At 67.4% G+C, this 20,743-nt stretch carries 24 protein-coding genes; 7 read left to right on the forward strand and 17 right to left on the reverse strand.

Annotated elements, in window-relative coordinates; all coding sequences use genetic code 11:
• Positions 1 to 15 precede the first annotated feature (15 nt).
• From KCTC_RS03355 to KCTC_RS03370, 4 genes are all read right to left on the reverse strand, one after another.
• Positions 16 to 720: a hypothetical protein gene (locus KCTC_RS03355; protein ID WP_125566753.1), complete on the reverse strand. Its 705-nt coding sequence runs from the start codon at positions 718 to 720 to the stop codon at positions 16 to 18.
• 126 nt (positions 721 to 846) lie between these two features.
• A complete protein-coding gene (locus tag KCTC_RS03360; protein ID WP_125566755.1) occupies positions 847 to 1,077 on the reverse strand; it encodes a hypothetical protein in 231 nt (76 codons plus the stop codon).
• A 25-nt stretch (positions 1,078 to 1,102) separates the two neighbouring features.
• Positions 1,103 to 2,263, reverse strand: a complete 1,161-nt coding sequence (locus KCTC_RS03365; RefSeq protein ID WP_125566757.1) for a fatty acid desaturase family protein — start codon at positions 2,261 to 2,263, stop codon at positions 1,103 to 1,105.
• A gap of 10 nt (positions 2,264 to 2,273) precedes the next feature.
• Entirely contained in the window at positions 2,274 to 3,353 is a 1,080-nt protein-coding gene (locus tag KCTC_RS03370; protein ID WP_125566759.1) for a ferredoxin reductase, read from the reverse strand.
• A gap of 186 nt (positions 3,354 to 3,539) precedes the next feature.
• Here KCTC_RS03370 and KCTC_RS03375 point away from each other — a divergent pair, with 186 nt between their 5' ends.
• Positions 3,540 to 4,172: a TetR family transcriptional regulator gene (locus tag KCTC_RS03375; protein WP_125566761.1), complete on the forward strand. Its 633-nt coding sequence runs from the start codon at positions 3,540 to 3,542 to the stop codon at positions 4,170 to 4,172.
• 9 nt (positions 4,173 to 4,181) lie between these two features.
• Here the strand turns inward: KCTC_RS03375 and KCTC_RS03380 are convergent, their stop codons facing one another.
• From KCTC_RS03380 to KCTC_RS03400, 5 genes are all read right to left on the reverse strand, one after another.
• A complete protein-coding gene (locus KCTC_RS03380; RefSeq protein ID WP_125566763.1) occupies positions 4,182 to 5,642 on the reverse strand; it encodes an MDR family MFS transporter in 1,461 nt (486 codons plus the stop codon).
• A 139-nt stretch (positions 5,643 to 5,781) separates the two neighbouring features.
• Entirely contained in the window at positions 5,782 to 6,429 is a 648-nt protein-coding gene (locus tag KCTC_RS03385) for an SDR family oxidoreductase (protein ID WP_125566765.1), read from the reverse strand.
• Positions 6,426 to 7,394 carry a zinc-binding dehydrogenase gene (locus KCTC_RS03390; protein ID WP_125566767.1) on the reverse strand — a complete coding sequence of 323 codons (969 nt, stop codon included), beginning with the start codon at positions 7,392 to 7,394 and terminating at the stop codon, positions 6,426 to 6,428. The genes KCTC_RS03385 and KCTC_RS03390 overlap by 4 nt, the downstream gene beginning before the upstream one ends.
• A gap of 9 nt (positions 7,395 to 7,403) precedes the next feature.
• A complete protein-coding gene (locus KCTC_RS03395; protein ID WP_125566769.1) occupies positions 7,404 to 8,573 on the reverse strand; it encodes an NAD(P)-dependent malic enzyme in 1,170 nt (389 codons plus the stop codon).
• A gap of 149 nt (positions 8,574 to 8,722) precedes the next feature.
• Complete coding sequence (locus KCTC_RS03400; RefSeq protein ID WP_125566771.1) at positions 8,723 to 9,064, reverse strand: S24/S26 family peptidase; 342 nt, start codon at positions 9,062 to 9,064, stop codon at positions 8,723 to 8,725.
• Between the two features lie 43 nt (positions 9,065 to 9,107).
• On the opposite strand from KCTC_RS03400, the gene sodN reads away from it, so the two are divergent.
• Together sodN and KCTC_RS03410 are read left to right on the forward strand one after the other, a co-directional pair.
• The gene (gene sodN / locus KCTC_RS03405; protein ID WP_125566773.1) at positions 9,108 to 9,509 is read left to right on the forward strand and encodes a superoxide dismutase, Ni; all 402 of its coding nucleotides are present in this window, start codon (positions 9,108 to 9,110) and stop codon (positions 9,507 to 9,509) included.
• 145 nt (positions 9,510 to 9,654) lie between these two features.
• Positions 9,655 to 10,326: a sigma-70 family RNA polymerase sigma factor gene (locus KCTC_RS03410; RefSeq protein ID WP_125566775.1), complete on the forward strand. Its 672-nt coding sequence runs from the start codon at positions 9,655 to 9,657 to the stop codon at positions 10,324 to 10,326.
• Here KCTC_RS03410 and KCTC_RS03415 read toward each other — a convergent pair.
• Positions 10,287 to 10,643 (reverse strand): hypothetical protein, encoded by a 357-nt coding sequence (locus KCTC_RS03415; protein ID WP_125566776.1) that lies wholly within the window; start codon positions 10,641 to 10,643, stop codon positions 10,287 to 10,289. The two genes, KCTC_RS03410 and KCTC_RS03415, sit on opposite strands and share 40 nt — an antisense overlap.
• A 177-nt stretch (positions 10,644 to 10,820) precedes the next feature.
• Here KCTC_RS03415 and KCTC_RS03420 point away from each other — a divergent pair, with 177 nt between their 5' ends.
• A complete protein-coding gene (locus tag KCTC_RS03420; protein ID WP_125566777.1) occupies positions 10,821 to 11,075 on the forward strand; it encodes a WhiB family transcriptional regulator in 255 nt (84 codons plus the stop codon).
• Between the two features lie 7 nt (positions 11,076 to 11,082).
• On the opposite strand, the gene KCTC_RS03425 is transcribed toward KCTC_RS03420, so the two are convergent.
• From KCTC_RS03425 to KCTC_RS14625, 7 genes are all read right to left on the reverse strand, one after another.
• The gene (locus KCTC_RS03425; protein ID WP_125566778.1) at positions 11,083 to 12,564 is read right to left on the reverse strand and encodes a sensor histidine kinase; all 1,482 of its coding nucleotides are present in this window, start codon (positions 12,562 to 12,564) and stop codon (positions 11,083 to 11,085) included.
• Positions 12,565 to 12,725: 161 nt separating this feature from the next.
• Positions 12,726 to 12,800, reverse strand: a complete 75-nt coding sequence (locus KCTC_RS15235) for a 50S ribosomal protein bL37 (protein ID WP_369759046.1) — start codon at positions 12,798 to 12,800, stop codon at positions 12,726 to 12,728.
• 66 nt (positions 12,801 to 12,866) lie between these two features.
• Positions 12,867 to 13,139: a mycothiol system anti-sigma-R factor gene (gene rsrA / locus KCTC_RS03430; RefSeq protein ID WP_125566779.1), complete on the reverse strand. Its 273-nt coding sequence runs from the start codon at positions 13,137 to 13,139 to the stop codon at positions 12,867 to 12,869.
• On the reverse strand, positions 13,129 to 13,746 hold the full coding sequence (locus tag KCTC_RS03435) for a sigma-70 family RNA polymerase sigma factor (protein ID WP_174233027.1): 618 nt from the start codon (positions 13,744 to 13,746) through the stop codon (positions 13,129 to 13,131). Before KCTC_RS03435 ends, rsrA begins: the two co-directional genes overlap by 11 nt.
• A 76-nt stretch (positions 13,747 to 13,822) precedes the next feature.
• Positions 13,823 to 14,467, reverse strand: a complete 645-nt coding sequence (locus KCTC_RS03440) for an alpha/beta hydrolase family protein (protein WP_125566782.1) — start codon at positions 14,465 to 14,467, stop codon at positions 13,823 to 13,825.
• A complete protein-coding gene (locus KCTC_RS03445) occupies positions 14,464 to 15,180 on the reverse strand; it encodes an SOS response-associated peptidase (protein ID WP_125566784.1) in 717 nt (238 codons plus the stop codon). Before KCTC_RS03445 ends, KCTC_RS03440 begins: the two co-directional genes overlap by 4 nt.
• A 36-nt stretch (positions 15,181 to 15,216) precedes the next feature.
• Positions 15,217 to 15,921, reverse strand: a complete 705-nt coding sequence (locus KCTC_RS14625) for a hypothetical protein (protein ID WP_164512457.1) — start codon at positions 15,919 to 15,921, stop codon at positions 15,217 to 15,219.
• 129 nt (positions 15,922 to 16,050) lie between these two features.
• Between KCTC_RS14625 and KCTC_RS15130 the strand changes: the two genes are divergently transcribed.
• From KCTC_RS15130 to rsgA, 3 genes are read left to right on the forward strand one after another with little or no spacing between them, the layout of a single operon-like run.
• Positions 16,051 to 18,396 (forward strand): sigma-70 family RNA polymerase sigma factor, encoded by a 2,346-nt coding sequence (locus KCTC_RS15130; protein WP_164512458.1) that lies wholly within the window; start codon positions 16,051 to 16,053, stop codon positions 18,394 to 18,396.
• A gap of 11 nt (positions 18,397 to 18,407) precedes the next feature.
• On the forward strand, positions 18,408 to 19,664 hold the full coding sequence (aroA, locus tag KCTC_RS03460; RefSeq protein ID WP_231998813.1) for a 3-phosphoshikimate 1-carboxyvinyltransferase: 1,257 nt from the start codon (positions 18,408 to 18,410) through the stop codon (positions 19,662 to 19,664).
• Positions 19,664 to 20,680 (forward strand): ribosome small subunit-dependent GTPase A, encoded by a 1,017-nt coding sequence (gene rsgA, locus KCTC_RS03465; RefSeq protein ID WP_125566791.1) that lies wholly within the window; start codon positions 19,664 to 19,666, stop codon positions 20,678 to 20,680. Before aroA ends, rsgA begins: the two co-directional genes overlap by 1 nt.
• Positions 20,681 to 20,743: the final 63 nt, after the last annotated feature.

Genomic DNA, 20,743 nt, shown 5'->3' on the forward strand with positions numbered 1-20,743 from the left:
GCGAGGACCGCGTCCTCACATCAGGGCGATGTTGAAACTGCCGTCCGCCGCATTCCCGGTGGTCGTGCTCGAGGTGTGCACGATGATGCAGTCGATCTCGGGTGTCGTCGGCGACGCGTCCTGACAGTTGAACGCCCCACCGATCGAGACCGTGATCGAGGAGAGGGTCGAGGAGACGATCGGGAATCCCAGGGTCAACCCCATCTTGTTGGCATTGGGCTTGTTGCCGAAGACGACCTCGTACGCACCGGGGCCGGTCTTCTTGACCAGGACCGTCGACCCGTACGTCGCTGAGTTGCACACCCACCCACCGAAGACACCTGCGGTGTCGAAGTCCGTGGTGGAGGCACTGAAGCCGGAGACAGCGGCCTCCGCCAACACCCCGCCTGATTGACAGGAGCGCTGGAAGCCCGACGAACTGATCCCGTTGAGCTTGTCGGCATTGAGGTTGGCGACCTTCCCCGCGCCGGCACTGATCGCCATCGGCGCATGGCCGGACGGGACGATGAGCGTCAGCGCCGGTCCCGATCCGTTGTTGCGGACGGCCAGTTGCGAGGACGATGTCGAGCCGATGAGCGAGGTGGAGGCATTGACCGAGTTGGCTCTGCCAAGGTTGAAGATCCCGCCGACGCCGGTGCCCGCGAGGGCCGACGTACCGAGGACGAGGGCAGTGGCGAAGACACCACCGGCGACCGCGCTGCGCATGCTGAATCCGGACATGAAACACCTCCGTATGAGCGACCTGATCACACGCTAGTGCTCAGATCTCCCGGCCGCGAGGGGTCAGTCGGCCCGGACATGACGATGGGCCCGCAGGAGTTGCCTGCGGGCCCATCGCCGTCAGATTCAGTCCTCGTCGACCGGCTCGTCCTCGGCCCGACGGTCCTCGGCCGCGATCCTGGCCTGGTCACGCAACTCGAACAGTTCCGTGGCGAGGTTGCCGATCGCACCAGCGACGTCCTTGACGGCGTTCGTCAGGATCTTCGACACGTCCTGGACGGTGTCCGCAGCCACCTCGACGGCGCCCTGGACGGTGTCCTTGCGGATCTCACTCTTCGACAGTCGCGTTTCGCTCACGTCGACGATTCTCCCTCAGCGGCGCTCAGGCCGCCATCGGCGCAGCGGTCACCTCGGTCACAGCGGTGACCTTGCGGCGCGGCGTCGGGAACGACAGTCGCACGATCTTGGCGAACACCGACCCGAGCTGACGGTGCAGCGGACCGCTGTTGTACGGCAGGTCGTACCGCTCGCAGATCTCACGGATCTCGGCAGCGATCTCCGGGTAGCGACGGGCCGGCAGGTCCGGGAACAGGTGGTGCTCGATCTGGTGCGACAGGTTGCCGCTCATCACATGCATCAACTTGCTGCCGGAGATGTTCGCCGAGCCGAGCAGCTGGCGGTAGTACCAGTGGCCCCGGGTCTCGTTCTCGCACTCCTCGATCGTGAACGTCTGGGCACCGGCCGGGAAGTGGCCGCAGAAGATGATGTTGAAGGTCCAGATGTTGCGCACGATGTTGGCGGTGAAGTTGCCGGCGAAGGTGAGCGGGAACAGCGGGCCGGTCAGCAGGGGCCACATGATGTAGTCCTTGGTGACCTGCTTCTTGACCTTCTTCCAGATCCGGGCACCGATGTCGCGGTTCTCGGCCCAGGTACGGCGACCGGCGACGAGTTCGTCGACCTCGAGATCATGGACGCCGACGCCCCATTCGAAGAGCATCATCAACCCGAAGGCGTACGCCGCGTTGCCGAGGTAGTACGGGCGCCACGGCTGGTCCTCGGCCATGCGCAGGATGCCGTACCCGACGTCGCGGTCCTTGCCGACGATGTTGGTGTACGTGTGGTGCATGTAGTTGTGGCCGTACTTCCAGTTCTCGGCCGGAGCCATGGTGTCCCAGTCGAACACGCGCGAGTTGTAGTCCGGGTCGCCGAGCCAGTCGTACTGACCGTGCATGACGTTGTGACCGATCTCCATGTTGTCGAGGATCTTGCTCACCGAGAGCGCAGCCACGGCCGGCAACCAGCCGATGACCGGCAGGTAGAACAGCGCCCGGCCGGCGATCTCGCAGCGACGCTGGATCCTGACGATCTTGTAGAGGTACTCACGGTCGACCTCGCCGAGGTCGGCGATGACCCGGGCGCGGATCGCGTCGAGCTCGACGCCGAAGGCGTCCATCTGCTCGGGCGTCAGGGTCGGGACAGCCTCGTCCTCGCGGAACTTGAACGGGTTCTTCAGCGCAATCTTGTTCATCACAGTCGTGGTCATCACAGTGTCCTTAGAGATCGATGACGCAGTCGCCCTCGGGGGCGCTCACGCAGATTCGGATGTCTTCGTCGGGGAGTTCAGAGGTCTCGCCGGTCAGCACGTTGCGGACCAGGCCGGACTTCTTCGTGGCGGTGCAGGAGAAGCAGATACCCATGCGGCAGCCGAACTCGGGCGTGAGGCCGGCGGCCTCGGCCTGCTCGAGCACGGTCTCACCGGAATTGGCCGACTCGGTCCCGGTGCGGGCGTACGAGATCTGGCCGCCGGCGACGCCGGTCGACTTCGGGGGCTGGAAGTACTCGGTGCTGAGCGCCTCGCTGTCCGCGTACGCGGCCTTGACCGCCTCCATCAGCGGAGCCGGACCACAGGCCCAGGTCGGGATCTCGGAGTACTCGCCCAGCAGTTTGGTGAGGTACGCCGGGGACAGGTTGGGGTCGCCCGCCTCGGGGTGCAGCAGGTGGATGTCGACGCCGTTGCCGGCGATCCCCGCGAGCTCCTCGCGGAAGATCTGGTGGTCCTCGCTGCGGGCGTAGTGCAGGAAGGTGACCTGACCGCGGTGCGTACGCCGCTGGAGCGAGCGCAGCATCGACATCAGCGGGGTGATCCCGGAGCCACCGGAGATCAGCACGATGCGCTCGGGCACCCGGTCGGGAAGGACGAAGTCACCCTCGGCCTGGGAGAGATGCACCATCTGCCCCGGCTTGGCCTCGTACGCCAGGAAGCTGGAGACGCTCGGCACCCGGTCCGGGTTGGCGCGCACCGTGATGGTGAACCGCTCCCCCGGCTTCGAGTCAGCGCTGGAGACCGAGAAGACGCGGGTCGTACGCCGAGTGCCATCGACCTCGACGCCGACGCTGACGTGCTGGCCGGCGCGGTGGCCGGCCCAGGTCGAGGTCGGCTGCAACGTCACGGTGGCCACGCGCGGCTCGCCCGGGAGGTCGACCTCGTGGTGGATGTCGACGATGCGGGCGCGGACCTCGTGGGCGGCCCACATCGGGTTGATGTGCTTGAGATAACGGTCGACGCCATGGGGCGTGGTGAGCGCAGCCACTGCGTTCGAGCGCAGGATGCGGGTGCCGAGTGCGACAGCCATGGGGACCTCCCTTCGCAGTGTCTGGACAACAAGTTTCAGTGAACGTTTGTTCACTAGAACTATCTCCGGGGATGCCCTGCACGGTCAAGGACGTGACGACGTGATCCCAGACACGGTGCACATGCGTTCACTCAATGAGAGATCGTCTGATCGTGGGTCGACGAGGTCGTCCTCTACGATGGCGTCGTGACCGAGACCGCCTCACGCGCTGACCAGAAGGCGCGGACTCGCCAGGCGATCTTGGACGCCGCCCTCACGCTGACCGCTGATTCCAGCCTGGTCGCCCTGTCGTTGCGACAGGTCGCCAAGGAGGTCGGCATCGTCCCGACCGCCTTCTATCGCCATTTCGCGTCGGTCGACGACCTGGGGCTCGCACTGGTCGATGAATCGTTCGCGCTGCTCCGTGCGATGTTGCGGGATGTCCGGCGGCCTGAGGCCGGCGCGACCTTCATCGGCATCGCGGACGCCTCGGTGGAGATCCTCGCCGACCACGTCTCACGTCAGCGGGCGCACTACGTCTTCATCGCCCGCGAACTGGTGGCCGGCCCGGCTCCGGTCCGCGACGCGATCCGGCTCGAGATCGAACGGGCCGAGGGCGATCTCGCCACCGATCTGGCTCGAGTCCCGGCCACCCGCGAATGGTCGACCTCGGACCTGCATGCACTCTCGGCCCTGATCGTGTCGGCCATGGTCGGCACCGCGCAGTCGATGGCCACCGCCCGTCCCGAGCAGGCCGCGCGGATCGCCGATCAGGCCCGGACACAACTGCGGATGGTGCTGATCGGCGCCTTCAGTTGGCGCTCCGGCGAACGGGACTGACCACGTCTCCTAGTGCCCGGAGCCGCCTTCAGGGGCATCCACCCGAGTCGGAAGCAGCACAGCCATCCCCAGGACGACCAGGCCGAACACGGTGCCCGCCATCAAGGCCCACTGAAGCCCGCCGACAAAGGCGTGCGCCGGCGATGCGCCACCGTTGGCCAACGACGTCGACCGGCCCTTGAGGATCGCGACCAGCAGCGCCATCCCTGCCGCGCCGGCGACCTGCTGGGAGGTGCCCAGCAGTGAACTTCCGTGCGAGTACAGGTGCTGCGGCAGCGAACCGAGTCCCATGGTGAACACCGGCGTGAACACCATCGCCAAGCCGGACATCAGCGAGACATGGAGCACGAGGATCTCCCAATAGGGCGTGTCCAGCTGGATCTGGCTCAACAGGCCCAGACCGAGCACGAGGATGGCGGCTCCCGGGATCACCAACAGACGAGAGCCATGCTTGTCGTAGACCTTCCCGACCTGTGGGCCGAGGAGCCCCATCGCGAGGCCACCGGGCATGACCAGAAGTCCGGTCCACAGGGTGCTGAGGTGGCGGTAGTTCTGCAGGTAGAGCGGCAGCAACACCATCGCGCCGAAGAACGCCATGAACGCGGCAGACATCAGCACGATCGCCACCGCGAACGTCCGAATCCTCAGGGTTCGCAGGTCGAGCAGCGGCGTGCCCACGCGCTGGAGCCGCAGTTGATACGCAACGAAGGACGCCACGAGGAGCGCACCGGTCGTGGCGAACGCCACCGGCGTCACCCAGCCGCCGGCGCCGAACTTGCTCAGGCCAAACACCAGGCTCGCGAAACCACCGCTCGCCAGGAGCACGCTCAGCCAACTCACCGCAGACGCCTGCGGCTCCCCGATGTTCGGGATCTTGCGGAAGCCGGCGATCCCCATGAGCGCGGCGAGCGGAAGCACGACAGCGAAGATCAGCCGCCATGAACCCACCTCGAGCAACAGACCCGAGACCGTCGGCCCCAGCGCCGGAGCCACCGAGATAGCCATGGTGACATTCCCCATCACCCGGCCGCGGTCGGCCATCGGCACCACGGTCATCAGGGTGGTCATCAGCAGAGGCATCATCACCGCCGTGCCGCAGGCCTGCACGCCGCGGGCCACCAACAGGACCTCGAACGACGGTGCCAGCGCGCCGATCAGGGTGCCGGCGCAGAACGTCGTCATCGCCACCGCATACGCCGTCCGCGTCGAGACACGTTGCAGGAACCAGCCGGTGAGCGGGATGACCGAGGCCATCGTCAGCATGAACACCGTGGTGATCCACTGGCTGGTGCGTTCGTCGATCCTGAAGTCAGACATCAGGCGAGGCATCGCGTTGACCATCGTGGTCTCGTTGAGGATCACCACGAAGGTCGAGGCAACCAACAACTTCACGACCAGCGGCGTCCGCCCGGTCGACTCAGCGACGGGCGCCGCAACGTACTGCTCGTCGGTGTCAGACAGCGCGCTCATGGATCTCCTTCAAAGTTCGTGACGGCCGTACGGTCGTTCACCTACTCCACGAACGGGAACCGGCGAATACGACACGGGTGGCTCTGGAATCAACCTAGAAGGGACCACCGACAATTCCGAATCAATATCCGGAATCGGCTCAGCGGGGCCTGATCACGACCTCGGGGATCAGCGCGTCGTTCGGAAGATCAATGATCTCCACGACCTTCCGGGCGACGGTCTCGGGCCGGATCCAGCGCTCGGCGTCGTACGCGGAGCCCTCCTGCGCATGGACCGACTCCTGCATCGGCGTGGCCGTACGCCCCGGGAAGATCGACGTCACGCGCAGCGACTTCTCCTCCTCGCGCAGGCCGTCGGCCAACGCGCGCAGACCGTGCTTCGACGCCGCGTACGCACTCCAACCGGCCGACACCCTCAGGCCGGCGCCGGAGTTCACGAAGACCACAGTGCCCTGAGCGCGACGAAGCGCGGGCAGCGCGATCCGGGTGAGCATCGCAGGAGCCAGCAGGTTGATCCTGAACTGGCTCTCCCAGTCCTCTTGCGCTGAATCCGCAATGGCGCCGAGAGTGATGGTTCCCGCCGAGTGCACCACCGCGTCGATCTCCTCGGGCAGGTCGGCGACCGTCAGCGAGAGCGGTTCGGCAAGATCGGCCACGATCGCGTGGTCCCGGGGATCGGCCCTGGACGCATCGCGTACGACCACCCACAGCTCGTCCCCGCGCTCACGCAGGATCCGCGCGACCTCCTGCCCGATGCCCGACGTGGCTCCGGTGAGCAGGACCTTCACCTCGTCAGCACGATCTTCCCGAAGACGTCGCCGTCGCGGATCGCCTCGAAGCCCTGCCGCGCGTCCTCCATGGCGATCTGGCGGTCGATCAGCGGACGCTGGCCGGTCGCATCGAGCATCTGGACCAGCGACGCGAGCTCGCTTCGCGTGCCCATCGTCGATCCGATCACCCTCAGCTGCAGGAAGAAGATGTGCGGCAACATCGCATTGTCGAGGTTCGGACCCGAGGTGTTGCCCGACGTGACCAACGTGCCGCCCGGACGCAACGAGCGGATCGAGTGCTCCCAGGTGGCTCGGCCGATCGTCTCCATCACCGCGTCGACCTTGAACGGGAGTTTCTCGTTCGACCCGAACACTTCGTGAGCGCCGATCTCGATCGCGCGTACGCGCTTGGCCTCATCGCGCGAGGTCGCGTACACCTTGAGGCCTGCGGCACGTGCGAGGACGATGCAGGCGGTTGCGACACCGCCACCGGCGCCCTGGACGAGTACGGAATCGCCGGCCTTCAGACCGCCTTGGGTGAACAACATCCGGTACGCAGTCAGCCAGGCCGTCGGGAGGCAGGCAGCCTCAGCGAACGACAGCGACGCGGGCTTGGCGATCACGTTCGAGCGCGGCACCGCCACCCGTTCGGCGAACGTGCCCTGGTGGAGTTCCGAGAGCAGCGAGCGCTTCGGGTCGAGGGTCTCGTCGCCGGCCCAGTCGGGCGAGGAGATGACAGCGTGGACCACGACCTCGCTGCCATCCTCGTCGAGGCCCGCGGCGTCGCAGCCCAGGATCATCGGGAGCCGCTCGGCCTTGAGCCCGACACCCTTGAGCGACCAGAGGTCGTGGTGATTGAGACTCGCGGCCTTCACAGTGACCGTGGTCCAGCCGTCTGGCACGACCGGCTCGGGACGCTCGCCCAGGACCAACTGGCTCAGTGGATCTTCGGCCGAGGCGCCGTTGGCGTACACAGCAAACATGGCTTCAACCTAACGAGTGACGCCTTCGAGCTTCGCTTGGGCCGCCACGGCAGCGGCCACAGCGGGGCCGACGCGGGGGTCGAACGGTGCCGGGATGATGTATTCCTCGGCCAGATCGTCACCGACGAGCTCGGCCAGCGCGTTCGCGGCAGCGAGCTTCATGCCCTCGGTGATCTTGCGGGCCTTCGCGTCGAACGCACCCCGGAAGACGCCCGGGAACGCGAGCACGTTGTTGATCTGGTTCGGGAAGTCCGAACGACCGGTCGCCACGACACGGGCGTACTTGTGGGCCACGTCCGGGTGGATCTCCGGGTTCGGGTTCGCCATCGCGAAGATGATGGCGTCCTCCGCCATGGTGGCCACGAACTCGTCCGGGACGGTGCCGCCGGAGAGCCCGATGAAGACGTCGGCGCCGTCGAGTGCCTCGCCATAGCCACCGGTGCGACCGCTGATGTCAGCCGTGATGGCTGCCAGGTCGGCCTTCGACTCGGTGAGGTGCTCACGGCCGGAGTGGACGATGCCAGCGCGGTCGAGCACGACGATGTCGGTGATGCCTGCGTTGAGCAGGATCTTGGTGACCGCCACACCGGCAGCACCCGCACCCGAGATCACCACGCGGGTGTCCTCCGGGTTGCGGCCGGTGAGTTTGAGGGCGTTCTTGAGCGCCGCCAGCGTCACGATCGCGGTGCCGTGCTGGTCGTCGTGGAAGACCGGAATGTCGAGCGCCTCACGCAGGCGGTCCTCGATCTCGAAACAGCGCGGGGCCGAGATGTCCTCGAGGTTGATGCCACCGAAGCTCGGCGCCATCCGGATCACGGTCTCGATGATCTCGTCGGTGTCGGTGGTGTCGAGGCAGATCGGAATGCCGTCGACGTTGCCGAACGCCTTGAACAGGATCGCCTTGCCCTCCATCACCGGCATCGCCGCAGCGGGGCCGATGTCACCCAGTCCGAGCACCGCGGTTCCGTCCGTGACGACCGCGACCGTGTTCGGCACCCAGGTGTAGTGCTGGGTCAGCGAGGGGTCCTGAGCGATCGCAGTGCAGACCCGGGCAACGCCAGGGGTGTACGCCATGGACAGGTCATCCCGGTTGGCGACCGGGGCCGTCGGGACGATCGCCATCTTGCCGCCGAGGTGCAGGTCGAAGACCGGATCGCCGGCGAACGGGATGTCAGACATGGGAACTCCAGGGGACGTACGCGGAAGACATGAGGGCGATCGGCGGCGAAGGTGGCGCCTGCCAGACCGTGGAGGAGGGGTGGTAACCCCGTCGCTGAGTGTCTCACGCGCTCCGCAAGCCGAACCAATCTGCCAGTCCTCGGGACTCCTCAGCCCGCCGTGAACAAGCGCGGCCTGGGCCACACCCGAGCACGTACGACAGCCCGAATGCGCTCGTCCTCGAGCGGGCCGCGGTGCCGCGAGTCGACTCCGTGGTCCGCATTGTCCGAGGACAACCACCAGCCGGTCTCACGCTTCGCAGTGATGCGCTTCACAGCGCGTACGCCGTCGGGGAACGCCGCAACGACCAGATTGCCGACGCGCGGGCGCCCTCGGTACGCGATCAGCAGCCGGTCGCCTGCCCGCAGAGTCGGCTCCATCGAGCGCCCGTGAACGATCGCAAACCCGAATCGTGCGTCCCGACGGGGGACGCCCGAATAGGTCTGAGACATGCGGAGTAGTGTCACACAGACAGACCCGATCGAGAGGACCCTGATGTTCGCCCGACTCTTCGCCCCGACCGTTGCCGTTTCGGCTCACTGCGACCTTCCCTGCGGCGTGTACGACCCCGCCCAGGCCCGCATTGAGGCCGAGTCGGTGAAGGCCGTCATCGCCAAGGCACTCGACAGCCAGGACCCGGACTTCCGGACCCGCGCCATCGTGATCAAGGAGCAGCGCTCCAACCTGGTGAAGGAGCACCTGTGGGTGCTCTGGACGGACTACTTCAAGCCGCCGCACTTCGAGAAGTACCCGCAGCTGCACACCCTCTTCAACGAGGCCACGAAGCTCGCCGGTGCAGCCGGCACCAAGGGCACGCTGGACGCCGACATCGCCGACCAGCTCCTCGCCAAGATCGACGAGATCGCCAAGATCTTCTGGGAGACGAAGGCTGCGTAAGTCTTGCTTCCCCTCGTCGGGCCCGCCACGCATCTGCGTGGCGGGCCTGACGCGTTTCATCCACAGGTCGGGTCGGCGTTCTTGTTGTGCACAGGCGTCCCGCGGCGTCCCGGGTTCCGTCGGCGTCCAGACGTTCGATGGCTGCATGGACACCGACGAACTCATTCGCAGCCACCTCCCCTTGGTCGACTCAATCGCCCGTCGATACATCGGGCGCGGAGAGCCCCTGGAGGATCTCCGACAGGCCGGAGCGCTCGGACTGGTCCTGGCCGCCCGTCGGTGGGAGCCCGGCCGCGAGATCACATTCGGCGCGTACGCGACTCCCGTGGTGACCGGCGAGATCAGACGACATCTGCGAGATCACGGCCGACTCGTACGGCTCCCCCGCCGGGTCTGGGAATCCGCAGGGCGTTGCCGAGGAGCAGTACGCGAACTCACGGCGAGACTGGGCCGCCCTCCGACCACCGACGAGATCGCCGCCCACGTGGGGATCGACACCGCCGCCGTCATCGAGGCCCTGAACGCGAGCGCATGGCCCGCTCGGCTCGAGGAGATCGCCGAGACATCGCAGCCGGTTCCGCCTCCGGATCGATCGCTTCAGGCACTGGGCTCACTACGCCCGGGGCAGCGGCGGCTGCTCGAACTGGTGGTGATTGACCGGCAGAGTCAGCGGCAGATCGCGGCGCTGTACGGCATCAGCCAGGCGCAGGTCTCACGAGCACTGTCGGCCACGGTGAGCGACATCCGGCGGCTCACTGCCGATCAGGGGCTTCCGGATCACGAGTCGCCGGACAACGCCCGTGTGCTCGCCGGGTGAAGGACGCACACGAGCACGGCGAGTCCGAGGACTACCCCGATCGACGCGATCACAGCGTCGTCGCGCACGTCCCAGGCCATCCCAAGGATGACCAGCTGTGCGAGCACCACCGGAGCCCGTCCCCAACTCCTGCGCTCCCACAGGCCGACGGCGGCGAGAGCCAGGCCGACGGCCGACACGAGATAGACCACACCCAGCCCGACGGCGACTCCGACGTTCGACGGATCGATCACGCCCCGCACCGCCACGACGAGCAGGAGCAGGGCTTCGAGGGCGACGAGAGCGGCGGCAAGTCGCAACGAAAGGGGTGAAATCACGGAAACTCCACGTGGACTAGACCGGAACGTGAGGAAACACACCCTGTTAAGCCCTTGTGCGCGCGCAACATACTTGAAACGCTACACACCCGCGTGCATAGCGTTGATTCGTCACGCCCTCAGCGCGGGAGAGCCCTGTGGCTCGAACCCAGAACTAGGAAAGAGGCAACCTCACCGATGGATTGGCGTGACCGCTCGGCCTGCCTCGACGAAGACCCGGAACTGTTTTTCCCGATCGGGAACACCGGACCGGCGATTCTCCAGATCGAGGAAGCAAAGCAGGTGTGCCGGCGCTGCGACGTACGCGAGCAGTGCCTGCAGTGGGCGATCGACGCCGGCCAGGACCACGGTGTCTGGGGTGGCCTCAGCGAGGACGAGCGTCGCGCGCTGAAGCGTCGTAACGCGCGCTCGCGCCTGCGTACCCCGGTCTGATCCCGACCTAGTCACGCCCTCGCGGCGCGATCGGGATCACGATCCGCGCCTCGGCGCCTCCGGATCGGCCGTTGCCGAGTTCGAGCGATCCTCCGAGTTCTGACTCCACCAGCGTCTGGACGATGGACAGCCCGAGGCTGTCCGTCGACGTCGGATCGAAGCCTTCAGGGAATCCGACCCCGTCGTCGGCGATCCGGACTGCCATCGCCTCGCCCTGGCGAGACACATCCACGATGATGGCGCCGTCCGCTCCCCCGGGATAGCCATGCTCGACCGCGTTCTGCAGCAGCTCGGTCAGCACCATCGCCAGCGCCGTGGCCACCTCGGACGGCACCTCACCGAATGAACCAGTCCGCTGGATGGCGACCTTGGACCGGACCGCACCGACGTCGTTGACCATGCTCGAGAGTCGGTCGGCGATCTCGTCGAAGCCGACATTCGCCTCGACCGGCTGGCGGCTGAGGATCTCGTGCACCACGGCGATGGACCCGACGCGGCGTACCGCCTCGTCGAGGGCCTCCTTGGCGGCTCCGTTCTGGATCCGCCGTGCCTGCAGTCGCAGCAGCGCCGCCACCGTCTGGAGGTTGTTCTTCACCCGATGGTGGACCTCGCGGATGGTCGCGTCCTTGGTGACGAGTTCGCGATCACGGCGCCGGACCTCGGTCACGTCACGGAGCAGGATGAGGGCACCGGTGCGCTCGGCTCCCGGCTGGAGCGGAATGGTGCGGAGCACGACGGTCACCAGATCGGTACCGATCTCGGTGTCACCATCCAGCCGACCGGTGATGAGACCTGACAACGACTCCTCGCCCGAGCGGAGCCGCGGAGGTACGACGGCACGCACGACATCGGGAAGGCGCAGGCCTGCCAGGTCACCAGCGAGACCGAGCCTGCGGAATGCCGACAGGGCGTTGGGCGATGCGTACGTCACGACCGCCTGGGCGTCGAGGCGCAGCATCCCGTCGCCGACGCGTACCGACTCCGTGTGGTGGCTGAGCTCGGCTGTGCCGGGGAAGTGCCCGAGCGAGATCATCTGCACGAGTTCGGCAGCGATGTCGAGGTAGGTCAATTCCAGCCGCGACGGCGTACGAACGCCGTGCAGGTTCGTTGACCTGGCGATGACCGCGATCACGCGCCCGCCGTGCCGTACCGGAATCGCCTCGACCCGCACTGGCACGTCGTCGCGCCACTCCGGATCCCCCTCACGGATGACTGTGCCCGTCGCCAGGGCTTCGTCGAGCACCGGCCGACGCTGGCTGGGTACGAAGGTCCCGATCACGTCATCCACGTACGCCGTCGGCCCGGTGGTCGGGCGCATCTGACCACCGGCCCAGAAACCCTTGCGGTCCCGGTCGGGCAGCCAGAGCACGAGGTCGGCGAACGACAGGTCCGCAACGATCTGCCAGTCAGCGGTCAGCAGTTTGAGCCAGGCGACGTCGTCCACCGACAGATCGGTGTGGCTGCGCGCGAGCTCGCTGAGGGATGGCACCCCCGAATGCTAGTGCTCGGGAAAAGCAAGAAGCCCTGCGTGAGCAGGGCTTCTAGGGACCTGAGTGCGAATGACGCGTGCGTGTCCGAGGAGTCCGCGCGCAAGCGGGCCTAACGGCCCGCGAGCACGGAACGACGAAGGAAACGCTCCGTCAGTCGTACTCAGGCGTTGGGGCGCTTACCGTGGTTAGCACCCTTCTTCTTGCGCGCGCGGCGCTTGCGGCCGGTCTTGCCCATCGGGTCCTCCTGGGTGCCAATCTCCGCAGGAACTGCCGCGGATACCCGCCAGTCTCCCAAACAGGATCAGGAATCCGAAATCTGGACCCGCATCTCCTGCAGTTTGAGCATGACCTTCGAGCGCAGCTCGCCGGGAGCCACCTCACTGCACGAACGCGCGACGACGCGCTTGACCGTCACCTGGATGTCGTAGGACGCCAGGCACGGGCTGCAGGAATCGAGGTGTTCACGGACCGCTGCGCAGTCACCTCCGGGCAGCTCGTTGTCGATCAGCGCGACGATCCGCTCGAGGTAGTCGACGCATTCTGCCGGGGTCGGCTCAGTGGAATCAGTGCTCATGGCGGTCCTCGTCCAGGTCGTACAGATCATTGCTGCGGACGTAGTCCGTCAAGAGGTCACGCAACTGTCGGCGCCCTCGGTGCAGGCGCGACATCACGGTCCCGATCGGAGTGCCCATGATCTCGGCGATCTCCTTGTACGGGAAGCCCTCCACATCAGCCAGGTAGACGGCGAGGCGGAACTCCTCGGGGAGCTTCTGCAGCGCTTCCTTGACCTCGGAGTCGGGCAGGTGCTCCAGAGCCTGGACCTCGGCGGACTTCAACCCGCTTGAGGTGTGCGACTCCGCACGGGCGATCTGCCAGTCCTCGACATCCTCGGCCATCGACTGCTGCGGCTGACGCTGCTTCTTGCGATACGAGTTGATGAAGGTGTTGGTCAGGATCCTGTAGAGCCACGCCTTGAGGTTCGTCCCCGGCTTGAACTGGTGGAAGCTCGCGTACGCCTTGGCGAACGTCTCCTGGACCAGGTCCTCGGCGTCCGCCGGGTTGCGGGTCATCCGCATGGCAGCCGCGTACAGCTGGTCGAGGAAGGGCAGCGCCTCGGCCTCAAAACGGGCCGACGCGTCCTCACCAGAGGTGAGGGCATCGAGTGTGTCGAACTCAGTCATCGAAGCCCAGCCTACGGTGCCGGTGGGCCGTTCCATGACTGCGAGCATGCAGGGTCAACGCCAGCCAGCCGCGCAGTCATTCCCGACCGCTGCCCACGATCTCGCGTACGAGCCACTCCAGAGTCGCCTCCACGATGAGATCGAGGGCCTCGGTCTGGGTGATCGGCGCGCGCGCCGCGACCTTGAAACCGTGGTCCGCGAACGGCACCACGGCGATCTCGGTCCGCTCCGGGAAATCGTCCGGACGGCCCATCGGATCGTTGGCTCCCTGCACCACGAGGACCGGTACGCCGGCCGCCAACTCGTCCTTCCGGCTCTTCTCCGGCTTGCCCGGAGGGTGGAGCGGGAAGGCCAGCGCCAGGACGCCCCGGGCGCCCAGCTCACGAGCCGAGCGGCAGGCGGAGCGCGCACCGGCGGAGCGGCCACCCACTATGAGTGGGCCAGAAGTCGAAGCCGTCGACACCAGCGAGGCAACGGCTGCTTTCAGACCGACGTCGAGGGTCGCCGGCGCCGTGGCCACCTTTCGTCCCGCGACCCGCCACGGCTGTTCGAACCGCGCAACGGCGAAACCCTCGCCGGGCAACGACGCGGCCAGTGCCTCCAGGTCCCGGGTGTCGATCCCGTTGCCCGCGCCGTGCGAGAGCAGCAGCGTGCCGATCGGGTTCTTCGCCTGCGCCACGACCAACCGGCCCGGTCCGTACGGGGTCTCGACGGTGATCATGCGTCTACCTCCAATGGCTGGATCAGCTCAGGACCGTTGTTGCGGACGCTGTTGACCAGGGTCGAGACCGGGTACGCCGTCAGGCCGATCTCCACCGCAGGATGCAGCAACTCCGCCGCATCGCTGACGGTCGGGTCGAGCCAGGCCGCCCAGTCGTCCGACTGGACCACCAGCGGCATCCGATCGTGGATCATCCCGATCTCGTCGGCTGCCGCAGTCGTGATCACCGTGCAGCTCAGCAGCCAACGATCCGGATCGTCCTCGGCCTTCGCCGGATCGGGCCACCATTCGTACAGGCCCGCCATCGGCAGGGTCTCGCCGTCGCGCGGTGTCAGATAGAACGGCTGCTTCACCGGCTTCCCGGCCTTGGACTCGGCCGTCACGTACCACTCGTAGTAGCCATCGGCCGGAATCAGACAACGACGCGACGCGTACGCCCTGCGAAAGGCGGGCTTCTCGGCGAGGGTTTCGCTGCGCGCGTTGATCAACCTGGACGCGATGCCGCGGTCTTTCGCCCACGAGGGCACGAGCCCCCATCGGGCCACGGCCAGCGTGCGTACGGGCTCCTCGCCGCGCGACATCACCACGTAGGTCTCGTCGGTCGGAGCCACGTTGTAACTGGTGGCGATCGGGAACTCGACGCGCGACTCGATGACGTCGAACTCGTCGATCAAGTCCTCAGGACGTCTGCTCGAGGCGTACCGGCCGCACACGCAGGCAGTCTAGGGACTGCCCGGGCAGTTGGTCTCTCAGTGAGAGGTACGCGCCAGTTCGTCGAGCAGGAAGGCGGCGCTGCCCTCGCTCGTCGGCAGACCCTCGATCCAGACGCGCTGGGCGTTGTCGCCGACCATGCGCCGCAACAGCGCCACCCGCTCGCCAAGGCCGGCGGAGCGATCGGCCAACACGACGATCCGGCCGTTGCCGACCTGACTGATCGTCTCGTCGCGAGCGAACACGGAGCGGGCGTGCTGGCCCAGCAGGGTCATCGTCCGGGCCGAACTCATCGCCATGCCACGGTCGGAACTGTCGAGGACGACCAGCGCACGGTTGCCCGGCTCGGCGTCGCGATAGACCGCCGCGATCGCCTCCCGAAGGTGAGCCTGGGTGGCGAGCCCTGTGAGCGGATCCACGCAGGACAGCCCGTGAAGGTAGCCCAGGGTTGCCTCGCTCCAGCCGAGCGACAACGCATGGGTCTCGTCGAACGACGGGTCACGTCGGACGGCGAGTCGGGTCGTCGTACGCAGGTCGCGAAGGGCCCCGTCGAGGCTCACCCCGAGGGCCGCGAGATCGCGCCCGACGACGTCACACACGTCGATCACGGCAAGGCCCGCGACGATGGCTTCAGCGATGACGTTGAACATGGGCGGCAACGACTCGACGACAGCGTTCGGCAGCGAGGTGCGGCGCGAGGAAGGGATGAGGCGCAGCCGCCTGGCGCGCTTGCGGTCCGACATTTCACCCTCCCTCAGTCCAACGACACGGGTGCCCTCCACGAAGCACCGTGCGACGATGAGACGAGACAACATCACAGACATGACGCCGAATCCCGCGTCATCTTTTCGACATTGGAACGTTGGTACAACGTGAGCAGCCAGCCGGACTACGCCGCGCCGGGTGCGTCTGCGCCCGGAATCGACGGTCCTGGCGACGCTGAGCTCATCTCGGCCGTACGCGCTGGCGACATCGAGGCGTACGGAACGCTCTTCGCCCGGCACGCCGATGCGGCTCGCCGGCTGGCCCGACAGCTCGTCTCCGCTGGTGACGTCGACGACCTGGTGTCCGAGGCCTTCTCGAAGGTCCTGGGCGTGCTCCAGCGTGGTGGCGGCCCCGATCTCGCGTTCCGTGCGTACCTGCTGACCTCGTTGCGACGACTTCACGTCGACAAACTGCGGGCCTCCTCGCGCCTGACGACGACCGACGATTTGACGCCGTACGACCCGGGCGTGCCGTTCAACGACACCGTCGTCAGCGGTTTCGAGAACGCGACCGCTGCGAAGGCCTTCGCCTCGCTCCCCGAACGCTGGCAGCAGGTCCTGTGGCACACCGAGGTCGAGGGGCAGAAGCCCGCCGACATCGCTCCCCTCCTGGGCATGAGCGCCAACTCGGTGTCCGCGCTGGCGTACCGGGCCCGCGAGGGCCTGCGTCAGGCGTTCGTCACCATGCACGCCAACGACGCTGCCGAGGACGTGTGCGCGAACGTCCGTGGCGAGTTGGGTGCCTACATCCGCGGCGGGACGTCGCGTCGTACGTCCGTCAAGATCGAGGAGCACCTCGGCGAGTGCCGCGAGTGCACCGCCATCTATCTCGAGCTCACCGAGGTCAACTCGCACCTCGGCGCGATCCTGGCGCCGGCCCTGCTCGGCACTGCGGGCGCCGGCTATCTCGCCGCTGCCCACGGGATCGCCGCCAAGGGCGTACTCGTCGGTTTGGGTCACTGGCTGATCCACACTCCGGCAGGCAAGGCGACCAGTGTCACTGGCGGTGTCGCCGCTGCCGGCGTCGCGGTCGCGGTGGCCGTCGCAGCAACCTCGGGCTCACCGGCACCCGTCGTGGCAGGTCCGAAGCCGCCCATCACCTCCGCCCCGGCTCCGACGACGCCAGCCGTCACCCCGCCGGTTGTGACGCCGTCACCGACGCCCAAACCGCACGTGCCGCCTGCTCGGGTCACGGTTCCGCCGAGCGTCGCGCCCACCCCGCCGGCGACTCCGCCGCCGACGGGACCGCAGATCGTCCAGCCGCCAGCACCCGTGACCGCGCCGCCGTCCGGCAGCGTGACCCTCAACTTGTTCCTCGGGATCAAGGACCCGGCCGACGGCCTGCACATCGTGAAGGTGACGGCGGCTCACGGCACCGTCAGCATCCCCGCGCTCAGAGCTTCCCTCGTGTTTGCGCGCACTGCCCCGGGCACAGTGATCTACACCGCCAAGCCGGGATGGAAGGGCACGGACACCGTCCGCTACACGATCGGTGACACCAACGGACTCACCGTGACTGGGTCCGTGAACGTCACCACACTGGACGCCGCTCCGATCGCACCTGCCGTGTCCACCGCCGCGCCGGCGAGCTGGACCCTGCCCGTTCCAACCACGATCCCGCTGCTGGCCGGCGCGACCGACCCGAACGGTGATGTCCTGACCCTGGTCCCGACCTCGGGGACCACGACCCACGGCGGCACCTTCTCGATCAGTGGCGGATCGGCCGTCTACCGCCCGGCTGCGGGCTACGGCAGCGTCCCGGGATCCCCCGTGACCGACTCGTTCACCTACACGGTGTCCGACGGCACCCTGCGTACGACCGGTGACGTCCAGGTGACACTCGGCGTCCTGGCCGCACCGCAGGCGCATGACGATGCCGTCTCCCTGACCTCCTCCAGCCCGGTGCTGATCAGCGTGCTCGCCAATGACAGCGACCCCTCCGGGGCGACGCCCGTCGTCCTCACCCAGGGCAGCCACGGCGCAGCCACCGTCGTCGGCGACCAGATCCGGTACGCACCGAGCGGGAGCCCGCAGGCGGACTCCTTCACCTACTCGATCACTGATGCCAAGGGGCAGTCCTCGACCGCCACGGTCACGATCTCCGTCCCACTTCCAGTGGCCCAGCCGACCTTGATGGTCGACACCCACGACTACGGCACGTACCAGCACCTCCGCGTGAAACTCCACGGTCTCGCGGCCGGGTTGACGTCGACCGTGTCGATCACGCTGACCGGCTTCGATGCCTGGGCTCCGGCTCTGAGTGACGAATCCGTCTGCGGCAGCGCCGCCGGTGCCGCTCCCGGGACAGTCGTGCTGACCTGCTCGTACACCTCGACTGGTCCGGGCGACCAGCAACTGCTCCATTTCGACTTCATCCCCAGCGGCCCGTGGTCGTACGCGGTCTCCGTCGCAGGGACGAACTACCAAGGCGACGCGTCGGTCAGCGGTCCGTAGACTTGCCACCCGTGACCCTCGATCCCTGGCCGGCGCCCTTCGCGAGCGCACCCGTACAGGCGAAGGTCTCGCTCCCCGGATCCAAGTCCCTCACGAACCGCGCCCTGATCCTGGCGGCGCTGGCTGACGGACCTTCCCTCGTCAGCGGAGCGCTGCGGTCCCGCGACACGCTGTTGATGGCGGCGGCCCTGAGGTCACTCGGCGCCGACATCGACACCACCCGCGCTGACTGGACCGTCACACCCGGGCCGCTGACCGCTGACGGATCCATCGACGTCGGCCTCGCCGGCACCGTCATGCGCTTCGTGCCGCCGATGGCAGCATTGGCGAGTGGAACCGTCGCCTTCGACGGCGACGAGCACATGCGACAGCGTCCCGTCGGGGAGATCCTGGCGGCACTGCGAGCGATCGGCGCCGACGTCGAGGGCGATCGTCTTCCGTTCGCCGTGCACGGCACCGGGTCCGTACGCGGAGGCGAGGTGACGATCGATGCCTCGCAGTCCTCCCAGTTCGTGAGCGCGCTGCTGCTTGCCGCTGCGCGGTACGACACCGGCCTCGACGTACGCCACGTGGGTGCACCAGTGCCCTCGCTCCCCCACATCGAGATGACGATCGAGATGCTGCGCGACCACGGTGTCGTGGTGGACGACTCGGTCGCCGACCGCTGGACGGTCGCGCCGGGGCCGATCAAGGCGGTCGATCGCCGGATCGAACCCGACCTGTCGAACGCCGCGCCCTTCCTCGCGCTGGCAGCGATCTCGGGCGGGACCGTGACCGTACGCGACTGGCCCGAGCGCACCACGCAGGCCGGTGATGCGCTGCGGGACATCCTGACCGCCTTCGGCTGCGAGGTGACCTGGTCGAATGACGGCCTCACCGTCGTCGGACCCGACGCGCTCCGAGGTGTGGATCTGGACCTGCACGACGTCGGCGAACTCGCCCCGGCAGTCGCAGCACTGGCCGCCCTCGCCTCGTCGCCCTCGCGCCTCACCGGCATCGAACACATCCGCAAGCACGAGACCGACCGTCTCTCCGCGCTGGCGAACGAATTGAATTCGGTCGGCGGCAAGGTCACCGAGTTGGCCGACGGACTGGTGATCGAGCCGGCGCCCCTGCACGGCGGCGTCTGGCGTACGTACGCCGACCACCGGATGGCCCATGCCGGTGTGATCATCGGGGCTGCGGTCGAGGGGATCGAGGTCGAGAACATCGCGACCACCTCCAAGACCTTCACCGACTTCGACCAGGCCTGGTCGGCGCTCTTCTGATGGCGCGCTACTCCGAGGACATCGAGGCGTACGACCGCCCGAAGAAACGGGGTACGCGACCGCGCACCAAGGACCGTCCGACATACGAGGGCGCCACCGAGGCGACCGTGGTCACCGTGGACCGGGGCCGGTTCACCATCGCCCTCACTGAGGAACTCAGTGACAGTCGTCAGATCTGGGCAGTCAAGGCACGACCCCTCGGCCGCAAGGGGGTGGTGGTCGGCGACCGCGTCAGGGTCGTCGGAGATCTCTCAGGCAGCGACGGCACCTACGGCCGCATCGTCGAGATCCAGCCGCGGAAGTCCACCCTGCGGCGCACGGTGGATGACGACGACCCGGTCGAGCGGGTGATCATCGCCAACGCCGATCAGTTGGTCATCGTCACCGCTCTGGCCGACCCGGAGCCCCGATCGGGGCTCATCGACCGAGCCCTCGTCGCCGCGTACGACGCCGGCCTGGCACCCCTGCTCTGCCTCACCAAGGCCGACCTCAAATCGCCCGACGAGTTCCTCGGCGCGTACGCATCCCTTGGGGTGCCGTGGGTGGTGACCCGTCGCGGTGGCGACCTGGCCGATGTCCGCGAGCACCTTGTCGGCCGGACCTCGGTCCTCCTGGGTCACTCGGGCGTCGGCAAGTCGACGCTGGTCAACGCGCTGGTGCCGGGTACGGACCGCGAAACCGGTGTGGTCAACGCCGTGACCGGACGCGGGCGGCACACCTCCACCTCGGCACTGATGCTCGCGCTGCCGCCCGAGTGGGGGCAGGACGGCTGGATCGTCGACACCCCGGGCATCCGGTCCTTCGGCCTGGCCCACGTGAACCCGGACGATCTGATCACCGCGTTCCCCGACCTCGATGAGGCGACCGAGGAGTGCCCTCGTGGCTGTACGCACGGCACCGACGAGCCCGAATGCGGGCTCGATGTCGCGCTCGAGGCAGGCGAGATCGACGCCGACCGGGTCAACTCGTTCCGCCGCCTGCTGGCCGCACGCTCAACCCCCGACTGGCAGCTCTGACCCGCCGAAACCCGGCATCCGTCATGCCGAGACCCGACATCTGTCACGTCGAAACCCGGCATC

It is taken from the genome of Nocardioides baekrokdamisoli (assembly GCF_003945325.1).
In the GTDB taxonomy this organism is placed as follows: Bacteria; Actinomycetota; Actinomycetes; order Propionibacteriales; family Nocardioidaceae; genus Nocardioides; species Nocardioides baekrokdamisoli.